Genomic DNA, 12,529 nt, shown 5'->3' on the forward strand with positions numbered 1-12,529 from the left:
AGTGTTTCTGCTTCCTACTGTCATCCTGACGAAGGAAGGATCTCATAAAAGACACTTCACATCTCCGTATCATAAAATGCTTTAAAGCACCGAGTAGTTAACAACTAAAATCGGGCAACTATAGCCACCATTTTTTTCTTAACTTTGTGCCTCTAAAAATTTTACATGATACAATCCATGACTGGGTTTGGCAAAGCTTCTTTGCAATTACCCAACAAAAAAGTTACTATCGAAATAAAATCGCTTAATAGCAAAGGACTCGACCTTAACGTACGCATGCCTTCTGCTTTTCGCGAAATGGAGTTAACGCTCCGCAATCGCGTTGCCCAAGCACTAGAGCGTGGCAAGGTAGACTTCTCTATGTATATAGAGGTTACTGGCGAAGAAACAACAACTAAAGTAAATGCACCTATTGTAAAGGCGTATATTAACCAACTTCGTGAGGTGGTAAACGGCGACGAAACCGAATTAATGAAAATGGCGGTACGTATGCCCGATGCGCTAAAAACCGAGCGCGAAGAGATAGACGAAGAAGACTGGAACCAAATACAAGATATTATCGGTCAGGCGTTAGAGAACATAAGAAGTTTCCGTGTTAGCGAAGGCGAGGCATTAGAGAAAGATTTTAAAGCCCGTATCAACAACATTATGAGTCTTATGAAAGAAACGGTGGGGTATGATACTGAGCGTATAGAAAACGTAAAAAAGAGACTGCAAACCGCAATAGACGAGCTAAAGGTAAATGTAGACGAAAACCGTTTTGAGCAGGAACTTATCTATTACCTAGAAAAAATGGACATTACGGAAGAAAAAGTACGTCTAGAAAACCACCTTAACTATTTTGTAGAAACCCTTTCGGGTAACGAGGCTAACGGGCGTAAGCTAGGCTTTATTACACAAGAAATGGGACGCGAAATAAACACTATGGGCTCTAAAGCAAACCATGCACAAATGCAAAAGCTAGTAGTGCAAATGAAAGACGAGCTCGAAAAAATAAAAGAACAAGTATTAAATATATTATAGTTAAAAGCCGTTAGGCAATAGCTTAAGCATAACTAATAAACCATCCGTAACACTTCTATAAAAAGAGAGGTTTAGATGGAGCTACAACAACAACACAATGAACAAAGGCAAACTAATAGTATTCTCGGCTCCTTCGGGCTCGGGCAAAACCACCATAGTAAGGCACTTGCTACAAAACCCTGAACTAGACCTTGAATTTTCTATATCGGCAGCTACTCGCCCCCCACGTGGCGAAGAGCAACACGGTAAAGATTATTACTTTATGAGTACCGATGAGTTTAAAAAACACATTAAAGCAGAAGACTTTGTAGAGTGGGAAGAGGTGTATCGCGATAATTTTTATGGTACACTAAAAAGCGAAGTAGAACGTATATGGTCGCACGGTAAAAACGTAATTTTTGACATTGATGTAGCAGGCGGACTGCGCATCAAGAAAAAATTTCCCGAAGAAACCCTTGCCGTATTTGTAAAACCACCAAGTGTTGATGAGCTAAAAATTCGCCTTAAAAAACGTAGTACAGAGAGTGACGATAAAATAAATATGCGAATTGCAAAAGCATCGGTAGAGCTTGCTACAGCACCGCAGTTTGATACTATTATAAAAAATTACGATCTCGAAGTCGCTCAGCAAGAAGCATATGAGCTGGTAAAAGAGTTTGTTAAATAATACTATGAAAAGAAAGCTCATCAATAAAATAAAAACGATACTAAAGCGGCTATTAGGTATTCGCGAAGTTAGTATGGTAGATGAGCTTAAAAAGAAGGGGTTTACCATAGGCGAACGCTGCAATATTCAGCCAGAGTGTATTATAGACTATTCGCATTCTTGGCATATAACCCTTGGCGACGATGTTACTTTAGCACCAAGAGTTCATATCTTGGCACACGATGCCAGCACATGGACGTTTTTAGGGTATACAAAAGTAAAAAACACCAAAATAGGCAATCGCGTTTTTATAGGAGCTTCTAGTATAATATTGCCAGGCGTAACAATAGGTAACGATGTTATTATAGGAGCAGGATCGGTAGTGGCTAAAGATATTCCTGATAATTCTATTTTTGCAGGCAATCCAGCAAAGTTTATTACTACCACAAGCGAATATATCGAGAAAGAAAGACAGAAAATGAACGGTGAAAACTGTTTTGGTCGAGAATTTTCGGAAGCTAACGATGTTAGTATGGAAAATAAAATGCTAATGAAACGAATGGCAGAAAAACACGGAACTGCTTTTGCCGAATAATAAAAATAAAAATGAAAATAGGGCTTTACTTCGGGACATTTAACCCCATGCATATAGGACACCTTATTATTGCCAACCACATGGCAGAACATTCTGACCTTGAACAAGTCTGGATGGTAGTAACACCCCACAACCCGCATAAAAAGAAAAGCACCCTGCTAGACGATCACCACCGTCTAGAAATGGTACACCTTGCTACAGAGGGGTATGACAACATTCGCCCAAGCGATATCGAGTTTAAATTACCACAACCCAATTATACCGTAAATACACTGGTGCATTTACTAGAAAAGTACCCTATGCACGATTTTTCGCTTATAATGGGCGAAGACAACCTCAACTCCCTACACAAGTGGAAAAATTATGAGGTGCTGTTGCAAAACCACGATATTTATGTATATCCGCGCATTAACGGTGCAGTTGCTAATCAAGAGCTAATTGCCAACCCAAGAATACACCGCATAGATGCCCCTGTTATCGAGATATCATCTACATTTATTCGGAATAACATAAAAGAGGGTAAAAACGTACAACCCCTATTACCCCAAAAAGTATGGGAGTATATAGACCATAATATATTTTATAAGAAGTAAAACGGTGCTAAGTCGAAAGTTATAAAGCCTAAAATCATAAAGTTGCTTACTGCATACTGTGACTGAATGCTGCTACTGTAATAACTTAGGCATGAAGTATGTAATCATTCTTAACATTCCTTTATTACATCTCGTTTTTCATTATTTGTAGCTTTGCATAAAAATATAAATTATGCAAAATTTTCAATATTATAACCCTGTAAATCTTGTGTTTGGTAAGGGACAAACCGAAAAACTCGCTACACTTATTCCTCAAAATGCTAAAGTACTTATGGTATATGGCGGAGGAAGTATTTTTAAAAACGGAGTGCACCAGCAGGTAGCCGATGCGTTAAAAGACCATAACGTTACCGAGTTTGGTGGGGTAGAACCCAATCCGCGTTTTGAAACCCTAATGAAAGCCGTACAGGTAGTTAAAGATAACAATATCGACTTTGTACTTGCTGTAGGTGGAGGATCGGTAATAGATGGTGTAAAATTCATATCGGCAGCAGCCAACTACGAAGGCGATGCAGCCGAGATATTGCGTAAAAGAATAAGAATAGAAGAGAATGCACTACCATTTGGTACAGTACTAACATTACCGGCTACAGGTAGCGAAATGAACTCGGGCTCTGTAGTAACTATCGAGGCAACCCATGAAAAATTACCTTTCGGAGGCCCTGCATTATTTCCGCAGTTTTCAATATGCGACCCATCTGTAGTAGCTTCGTTACCTACGCGTCAAGTACAAAATGGGGTTATAGATGCCTATACCCATGTATTAGAACAGTACCTTACCTACCCGCACGATGCATTATTACAAGACAGAATAGCCGAAGGCATACTGCAAACCCTTATAGAAATAGGGCCTAGCGTAGCCGAAAACCCTGCCGACTATAAACTGGCAGCCAACTTTATGTGGAGTTGTACTATGGCATTAAACGGACTAATACAGCAAGGTGTACCTAGTGACTGGGCTACCCACATGATAGGGCATGAGCTTACTGCACTTTACGAAATAGACCACGCACGCACACTCGCAATTATAGCACCTAACTTATATAGAGTGATGTTTGAAACCAAGAAAGAAAAACTAGCACAATACGGGCAGCGTGTTTGGGGCATTACTGCCAATACGGTAGAAGAAGCTGCAACATTAGCTATAGAGAAAACAGTACAATTTTTCCACACTATGGGTATGGATACTAAGCTGTCTAACTATACAGAAGAGTACCAAAAAACAGCCGATTTTATTGTAAATCGTTTTCAAGAAAGAGGTTGGGAGGCACTTGGCGAACGCCAAAATATTACCCCAGAGAAGGTTAGAGCAATTGTAGAGCTTAGTTACTAGTTTATAGTGAAATAGCTATAAATAAAAAATGAAAAAAGGCATTCGCTACAATAGCAGCGAGTGCCTTTTAAACACCAAAAACAAAAAATTTAACTAACCTTGTAATCCTTTTGTCTAGACAAAATTATATAATGATAACGGCACGTTGTTCTACTAAATTGCGTGTATATTCATAATAAAATGTTAATCTTTTTTTATTGAATATTGTATTCATAGTACCTTCCATTTTTTTTAAGAAATTAATTGTTATTGGTACATAGTATAAATTTTAAGTACTTTTGGCAATCCTAACATAATTGAAGATGAATGATACTCCAAAGTTCGCTGTTATAGGTGGCGGAAGCTGGGCTACTGCTATTGCTAAGATGCTGTGTGTAAACGTGCCAGAAATTACTTGGTACATGCGCAACACCTATGCTATAGAGCATATAAAACTACAAAAGCACAACCCTAACTACCTGAGTTCTGTAGAGTTTGATACAAGTAAGTTACAACTTACCGATGATATTAACGAAGCAGTAGCTTATGCCGATTATATAATATTTGCCATACCCTCTGCTTTTTTAAGCGGTGAGCTCGAAAAACTAACCGAAAGCCTTGATGGTAAGGTGATTTTTTCAGCAATAAAAGGTATAGTGCCAGAGACGAGCCTAATAGTAGGCGAACATTTTCATCAAAAATATAATGTGCCTTACGATAATATTGGGGTACTAACAGGACCTTGCCATGCCGAGGAAGTAGCACTAGAAAAGCTTTCTTACCTTACTATTGCCTGTGGCGACCAAAAGAAAGCCAAGATAATGGGCAAGCACCTAGACAGTTATTACATTAATACCAAAATATCTGATGACATTGTGGGTACAGAGTATGCTGCAATGCTAAAAAATATCTATGCTATTGCTGCTGGTATAGCACATGGGCTGGGCTATGGCGATAACTTTCAGGCATTATTGATGAGTAACGCCATACGCGAGATGAAGAAATTTATCCGTAAAGTGCACCGCATGAAACGTAATATTAATAACTCTGCTTACTTAGGCGACCTTTTAGTAACAGGTTATTCGGTATTTTCACGTAACCGTATGTTTGGTAATATGATAGGGAAAGGTTATACCGTAAAATCGGCAATGATGGAGATGAGTATGGTTGCCGAAGGTTATTATGCGACCAAGAGTGCCTATAACCTTAACCAAGAATATGGTGCAAAAACGCCTATTATAGATGCTGTATATAGCATACTCTATGAGGGTAAAGATGCCAAGAATGTATTTAAAAAACTAACAGAGAAACTAGACTAACACGCACCTACTATAATGGATCACTTGATAAACCACCCAGGCTTAATAGCCGGATTTTCCATAATTATAATTATTATGCTCTTGCTCGACCTTGGTGTTTTTAACAAAAAGAGTCATGAGGTTTCTAATAAAGAGGCACTACTATGGTCTGTAGTATGGATATCGTTATCTATGCTTTTTAGTGGTGTTATTTATTGGGTAGTAGGCTGGGAGTCATTCACACAGTTTCAAAGCGCCTATTGGATAGAAAAAGCCCTATCTGTAGATAACCTTTTTGTGTTTATATTAGTGTTTGGCTTTTTTAATGTACCTAAATACTTGCACCACAAGGTGTTATTTTGGGGTATTATTGGGGCATTAGTATTTAGGGCAATATTTATTTTTACAGGTGTAGAGCTTATAAATATGACCTACTTGCCAGAAATGGAAATTTTTGGTATGAATGTACGCATTAATGCAGTACTCACATTATTTGGTGTCTTTTTACTTTTTGCGGGTATCAAGTCATGGTCTACACAAGAAGATGACGATGAGAACAAAGACTTTACTAAAAGCCCTGGAGCTAGGCTAGTATACAAGTTTTTTAAAGTAACCAAAAACTTTGAAGGCGACCGTTTCTTTATTTATGAGCAAGGCAAGCGCATTGCAACACCATTATTTGTTGTAGTTGCCGTAATCGAGTTTACCGATCTTATCTTTGCAGTAGACTCTATTCCTGCAATATTCGCCATAGCACCAGATGACCCTTTTATACTTTATACGTCTAATATTTTTGCAATATTAGGACTTAGAGCTTTATATTTCTTGTTGGCTAACTTTATGCACATGTTTAGCAAGTTGCATTATGGTTTGGCAGTAATATTGGCTTTCATAGGCGTTAAAATGCTTATTAGTCCGTTTTATCATATATCTTCACCTATCTCGCTTGCGGTAGTAGGAGGCATACTGCTTGTGTCTGTAATCATATCATTTATGTTCCCTGCTGAACATAAGGAAGCTAAGGAAGAATAGATATATAATATTTGAGATAATTTTGTTATTGCTTTGTCGGTTCAGGCTTTGTTTGTCATTCTGACGAAGGAAGAATCTATGAGCAAGATGCTTCGTGCCTCAGCATGACAAACTCAAAAGAAAACTTTATGACTACTTCACTTTCAAATACTGCTCTATCTCTTTATAAGGCAATAGTAACTCTTTAGCACCTTCGGCATAAGATGAAACCTCATAAGTATTGTAGTAAAGCAACAACCCATCTTCTTGAAAGAAAATAGCATTAGGGAGTACAAAAGTTTCATTCTCGAACATAAACCCTGTACTATTGATAGATTGCATTGCTTCTATCTTAAATTTCTTTCTAAAGCTTTTCTCAGCATAATCAGTAAAACTCTTTACATCATTAAAAATATCTCTGTAAGCAAGAGCGTGTCCTGTTTTAGGGTCAAAAAGTAACGAGCGTGTACCGGCATAACCATGCGCTCCACCAGTATAAGTAAAGTGGTTTAGTGTAATGTTTAATAAGCTATCTGTACGGTGTGTTACTGTAGCAGCTATAGTACCCTCCCAGCCTAGCATTTCTTTAGGAAATTCCTTTTTCAGTTCCTCATACGACTGTATAAACGAAGCCGTCAGCTCATCATAATTAGTAGCATCATAAGGCTTTTCGCCATAATAAATTATTTCTCTAACCGTGTTAAATATTTTTTTGTTAATACTATCGGCAGTAGGTTGTGGTCCTGTAGCTTCGGTCACTTCTATTGCAACTTTAGGGCAGTGTTCTTTACAAGGTAACGATGAGGTTGCCTTGTATTCTTTTGTTTCAAAAGCCAGCGCAACAACAGGTTCAGTCTCAATCTCATTGTTTTCTTTCTTGTCTTTTCCGCATCCTGTAAGTAGTAGCGCAGTAAGTGCTATAGTAAGGTAGTGTTTCATAATATATGTTATAGTTTTGTAAAAGGGCTGTAATGCTTATGCAAGGATAAACAAATTAAGTAAATTTGTCTAAATATAAACAATAGCGAATTTAAATTATATGAAATTTAACACAAAAACCATACACGGAGGGCAACACCCAGAGCCAAGCACAGGAGCAGTAATGCCACCTGTTTTTCAAACATCAACATTTGCACAAAGTAGCCCAGGTGTACACAAGGGTTATGAGTATAGCCGCGCGGCTAACCCAACGCGTACAGCCCTAGAAGATGCACTTGCTAGTATAGAAAACGGCGCGCGTGGGCTTGCTTTTTCTAGCGGACTTGCAGCGACAGACTGTGTACTGAAATTGCTAAAGCCTAACGATGAGGTTATTGCAATGGACGACCTTTATGGCGGTACCTACCGTATGTTTAGTAAAGTATATAGCGAGTTTGGAATAAAATTCCACTTTGTGGATATGAACGATTTTGAAAAACTAGAATCGCTTTTTAACGAAAACACAAAACTAGTTTGGGTAGAAACACCAACAAACCCGTTGATGAAACTAGCTGATATTGCTAAAATAGCCGAGCTTACTAAAAAGAAAAACGTACTTTTTGCAGTAGATAACACTTTTGCAACACCATACCTGCAAAATCCTCTAGATTTGGGTGCAGATATCGTGATGCACTCTGCTACAAAATATTTAGGCGGACACTCTGATGTTATTGCTGGAGCATTAGTAGCTAAAACTGAAGAGATTGGCGAAAAACTACACTTTGCACAGTTTGCAACAGGAGCTACACTAGGGCCAAACGATGCCTATTTAGTATTAAGAGGTATAAAAACACTACACCTGCGCATACAACGCCATAGCGAAAACGGGCAAAAAGTAGCCGAATATCTTGAAAAGCACCCTAAAGTAAAAAGAGTATACTACCCAGGGCTAGAAAGCCACCCTAACCATGAGATAGCCAAAAAGCAAATGCATGGCGGTTTTGGCGGTATGGTATCGTTCACTTTTGCATCAGAAAAGAAAGAAGACTCTATAAAATTCCTCGAAAATGTAAAAGTATTTACCCTTGCCGAATCACTAGGCGGAGTAGAATCGCTTGCTAATCATCCTGCATTAATGACACATGCCTCTGTACCCGAAGATAAACGTAAAGAACTGGGTATTACAGATGATATGGTGCGCCTTAGCGTAGGGGTAGAAGATGCCGAAGATTTATTAAACGATTTAGAACAGGCACTTAACTCATAAAAACCATTATAAACAAAGAGTTAACAAAATAAGCGCTTAAAAATAAAGTATTGGCAATTATATATAGCTGTATTTAAGAAAACTGTATATTTGCCACTATTACGAAAACGTTTTCTTAAACACAAAATTTATACAATATGAGTGTAAGTGTACAGTCTTTTATGGACGCAGTTTCTAAAAGAAATCCTAACGAGCCGGAATTTTTACAGGCAGTGCATGAGGTTGCCGAAACGGTAATCCCGTTTATAGAAAAAAACCCAAAATATGCGGGTAAAATGCTTTTAGAGCGCATGGCAGAGCCAGAAAGAGTTATTATGTTCCGTGTTAACTGGCTAGACGATAAAGGCGAAATACAGGTAAACAGAGGATATAGAATACAAATGAATTCGGCGATAGGTCCTTACAAAGGCGGATTGCGTTTTCACCCATCAGTAAACCTTAGTATTTTAAAATTCCTTGCTTTCGAGCAAACGTTTAAAAACAGTCTTACTACATTGCCTATGGGTGGTGGTAAAGGAGGATCTGACTTTGACCCTAAAGGAAAATCAGATAACGAAATAATGAAGTATTGCCAAAGCTTTATGACAGAGCTTAGCAAGCACATAGGCGCTAATACAGATGTACCCGCTGGAGATATAGGCGTAGGTGGTCGTGAAGTAGGCTATATGTTTGGGCAATATAAAAGACTTCGCAACGAGTTTACAGGTGTACTAACTGGTAAAGGCATTAGCTTTGGTGGTTCACTTATTCGTCCAGAAGCTACAGGATATGGTTGTGTATATTTTGCACAAAGTATGCTTGCTACAAAAAATGATAGCTTTATTGGTAAAACAGTAGTAATATCAGGTTCAGGTAACGTAGCGCAGTATGCTGCCGAAAAGGTGATGCAACTGGGTGGTAAAGTAGTTACTATGAGCGACTCATCAGGTTATATTCATGACGAAGACGGGCTTAACGAAGAGAAGCTTGCTTACATTATGGAAATTAAAAATGAGCGAAGAGGTAGAGTAAAAGAATATCTTGATAAATACCCAACGGCTAAGTATGTAGATGGCGGACAACCATGGGAAGTAAAATGTGATGTTGCCTTACCATGTGCTACACAAAATGAAGTGAATGGCGATGAAGCAAAAATGCTTATAGATAAAGGTTGTATATGTATTGCCGAAGGGGCAAACATGCCATGTATGCCAGATGCTATTACTGCTTTTCATAATGCCAAAATTCTTTTTGCTCCAGGTAAAGCGTCTAATGCTGGTGGTGTTGCTACTTCTGGTTTAGAGATGTCGCAAAACTCATTGCGTTATAACTGGACTAGAGAAGAGGTTGACGAGAAACTGAAAGCTATTATGGCAGACATTCACCAATCATGTATTACTCACGGTACAGAAGAAGATGGTTATGTAGACTATGTAAAAGGAGCTAACATTGCCGGATTTGTAAAAGTTGCTGATGCAATGCTTGCACAAGGTGTAGTATAAGCTATACTTTATAATATACTAAAAGGGCTACCTACTGGTAGCCTTTTTTTATGCGATATATACAAAAGCGGTAATAAATACGTTTTAGCTTATATTTGCTTACAAATACCATATTTTAATGAAACGTTTTTTCGGGATATATATACTTCTTTTTACATACACTCTTTTTGCACAAAATGGTCAGCAGTGGGTTGGGCATTTTTCATATACTAATGTGCAAGATATGACACAGTCTAACGGTAGGGTATATGCCGCTTCAGAGAGTGCAATGTTCTCTAAAAGCCTTATTACAAACGAGCTAAAAACCATATCATCTGTAGATGGGCTTAAACCCGAAACCATTACAGCTATACATTACAGCCCAGAATATAACCGCACCCTTGTAGGTAGCGACAACGGGTTACTTATTGTTGTAAACGGCGATAATACATTTTTAAATAAAATAGATATTGTACAAGAAGCTACAGTACAATCGGCTAAAAAGAAGATAAACCATATAGCCGAATATGGTGGCAAAGCATACATTTCATGCGATTTTGGTATTGCTGTTTTCGACCTAGCTTCACTAGAGTTTGATGATACTTATTATCTTGGTCCTAACGGTGCAGAGATACCCGTAATACAATCAACAGTATTTGGCGGATATATATATGCAGCCACAACGACCAATGGTATACGTAGAGGAGAACTTAGCAACCCTAACCTTAATGACTATACCCAATGGATAGAGGTATATGGCGGTTCATGGAGTGGTATTACTTCTTTTGGCGATAATTATTTTGGTGTAGATAATGTGGGAAACGTTTTTAGGTTATCAGCTGGGGCATTGGTGTTTACCACTATAGGTAGCGCTGCTGTAGATATTAGAGCTGCCAATGGCTATCTTGTAATAACAAGCCCTAACCGCATAAGTGTTTATGATGAAAATTTGATACAAGTTTTACAGCTTAATGGTTTATCAGGAGAAAATGTAACATTTACCTGTGCAACGGTAGTGTCAGGACAAATATTTATAGGCACTAAGACTAAAGGTGTAATAGAAAGTTACCTTAACAATATTTCGATACAAGAAAACATTACGCCTAATGGTCCTTTGCGGAGTAGTATTTTTTCACTCGAAAGAACATCCAATTCGTTATGGGCGGTATTTGGGGGTTACGATTACCAGTTTATCCCCGATTATTCGCAACGAGGCATTAGTGAGCTAACCGCTGAGGGGTGGAACAATATACCTTATGAAGATGTTTTAAACGCTAAATCGCTTACTGATGTAGCTGTTAACCCTACTAATAATAATGAAGTATATGTGGCATCATACCATAATGGTCTTTTGCGACTAGAAGAAGATGTGCCCATACAATTGTATGATGACAATAATAGCCCATTAGAAAATCAGCAATTTATACCAGGGTTTGATAACCTTAGGGTTAATAGTTTATACTTTGATGATACAGGCGCATTATGGATGACTAACGATATGACAGAGAAACCATTAAAGGTTTTTAGAAATGGAAACTGGACATCCTATAGTTTTGTAGATGTAATAAGTGCTCCTAAAGATAATAAGTATCAAAAAATGATTATTGATAGGAATGGTACAAAATGGATACCATCTATTAACAGCGGACTTATTGGTTTTAATGAAAGTTTAGGTAATAAGTTTATTGTAATTAGCAATGACGATTTTGGTAATTTACCTACTGAGTATGCTAAGTGTGTAGCTATAGATAATAGTAATAGGCTCTGGATAGGAACATCAGCAGGATTAAGAGTGTTATCTGGAATAGATCGTTTTTTAACAGAAGATGTATTGAGCACCAATGCAATTATTATTGAAGAAGATGGACTAGCTCAAGAGCTATTATATGAACAAGATATAAATGATATTGAGGTAGATGGGTCTAACAATAAATGGGTAGCAACGGGTAGTGCAGGAGCATTTTTAATATCGCCCGATGGACAAAGAACACTATTTCATTTCACGAAACTCAATTCGCCTTTACCAAGCAATACTATAAACGATATTGCCATAGATTCTCAAACAGGCGATGTATATTTTGCTACAGATAAAGGGATGGTTGCTTACAAAGGTACTGCTACAGATGCATCTGGCGATTTGAGCAATGTATATGTGTACCCTAACCCTGTGCGCCCTGGTTTTGAAGGGGAAGTAAAAATAAGCGGACTTATAGATAATGCCAATATAAAGATAACCGATATAGAGGGTAATTTAGTTTACGAAACCACATCCGAAGGGGGAACAGTTCTTTGGGATACCCGTGCATTTGGTAGGTATAAAGTAGCCTCAGGAGTATATATGATTTTTATAGCTTCTGAAGATGCTACTGAAACCAAGGTTAAAAAAGTAATGATAATACGATAAAA

Annotated in this window: 11 protein-coding genes; 10 read left to right on the plus strand and 1 reads right to left on the minus strand. The window is 38.0% G+C overall.

Features of this window, described 5'->3' with window-relative positions; all coding sequences use genetic code 11:
* The first annotated feature begins 165 nt into the window (after positions 1-165).
* The 7 genes from DVK85_RS06540 to DVK85_RS06570 all read left to right on the plus strand — a co-directional run bounded on the left by DVK85_RS06540 (position 166) and on the right by DVK85_RS06570 (position 6,499).
* Positions 166-1,023, plus strand: coding sequence for a YicC/YloC family endoribonuclease (locus DVK85_RS06540; RefSeq protein WP_114677676.1), 858 nt, complete (start codon positions 166-168; stop codon positions 1,021-1,023).
* A gap of 97 nt (positions 1,024-1,120) precedes the next feature.
* Complete coding sequence (gmk, locus tag DVK85_RS06545) at positions 1,121-1,690, plus strand: guanylate kinase (protein ID WP_114677677.1); 570 nt, start codon at positions 1,121-1,123, stop codon at positions 1,688-1,690.
* A gap of 4 nt (positions 1,691-1,694) precedes the next feature.
* A complete protein-coding gene (locus DVK85_RS06550; protein WP_114677678.1) occupies positions 1,695-2,264 on the plus strand; it encodes an acyltransferase in 570 nt (189 codons plus the stop codon).
* An 11-nt stretch (positions 2,265-2,275) separates the two neighbouring features.
* Complete coding sequence (gene nadD, locus DVK85_RS06555; RefSeq protein ID WP_114677679.1) at positions 2,276-2,857, plus strand: nicotinate (nicotinamide) nucleotide adenylyltransferase; 582 nt, start codon at positions 2,276-2,278, stop codon at positions 2,855-2,857.
* A gap of 172 nt (positions 2,858-3,029) precedes the next feature.
* On the plus strand, positions 3,030-4,190 hold the full coding sequence (locus tag DVK85_RS06560; RefSeq protein ID WP_114677680.1) for an iron-containing alcohol dehydrogenase: 1,161 nt from the start codon (positions 3,030-3,032) through the stop codon (positions 4,188-4,190).
* 302 nt (positions 4,191-4,492) lie between these two features.
* Positions 4,493-5,488: an NAD(P)H-dependent glycerol-3-phosphate dehydrogenase gene (locus tag DVK85_RS06565; RefSeq protein ID WP_114677681.1), complete on the plus strand. Its 996-nt coding sequence runs from the start codon at positions 4,493-4,495 to the stop codon at positions 5,486-5,488.
* 15 nt (positions 5,489-5,503) lie between these two features.
* On the plus strand, positions 5,504-6,499 hold the full coding sequence (locus tag DVK85_RS06570) for a TerC/Alx family metal homeostasis membrane protein (protein ID WP_114677682.1): 996 nt from the start codon (positions 5,504-5,506) through the stop codon (positions 6,497-6,499).
* A gap of 132 nt (positions 6,500-6,631) precedes the next feature.
* Here the strand turns inward: DVK85_RS06570 and DVK85_RS06575 are convergent, their stop codons facing one another.
* Positions 6,632-7,417, minus strand: a complete 786-nt coding sequence (locus tag DVK85_RS06575; protein WP_114677683.1) for a DUF3298 and DUF4163 domain-containing protein — start codon at positions 7,415-7,417, stop codon at positions 6,632-6,634.
* 100 nt (positions 7,418-7,517) lie between these two features.
* Between DVK85_RS06575 and DVK85_RS06580 the strand changes: the two genes are divergently transcribed.
* From DVK85_RS06580 to porZ, 3 genes are all read left to right on the plus strand, one after another.
* Positions 7,518-8,663: a cystathionine gamma-synthase gene (locus DVK85_RS06580; RefSeq protein WP_114677684.1), complete on the plus strand. Its 1,146-nt coding sequence runs from the start codon at positions 7,518-7,520 to the stop codon at positions 8,661-8,663.
* A 137-nt stretch (positions 8,664-8,800) separates the two neighbouring features.
* Positions 8,801-10,144, plus strand: coding sequence for an NADP-specific glutamate dehydrogenase (gene gdhA, locus DVK85_RS06585; protein WP_114677685.1), 1,344 nt, complete (start codon positions 8,801-8,803; stop codon positions 10,142-10,144).
* A gap of 118 nt (positions 10,145-10,262) precedes the next feature.
* The gene (gene porZ, locus DVK85_RS06590) at positions 10,263-12,527 is read left to right on the plus strand and encodes a type IX secretion system anionic LPS delivery protein PorZ (protein WP_114677686.1); all 2,265 of its coding nucleotides are present in this window, start codon (positions 10,263-10,265) and stop codon (positions 12,525-12,527) included.
* The last annotated feature ends 2 nt before the right edge of the window (positions 12,528-12,529 follow it).

The organism is Flavobacterium arcticum, from assembly GCF_003344925.1.
Lineage (GTDB): Bacteria > Bacteroidota > Bacteroidia > Flavobacteriales > Flavobacteriaceae > Flavobacterium > Flavobacterium arcticum.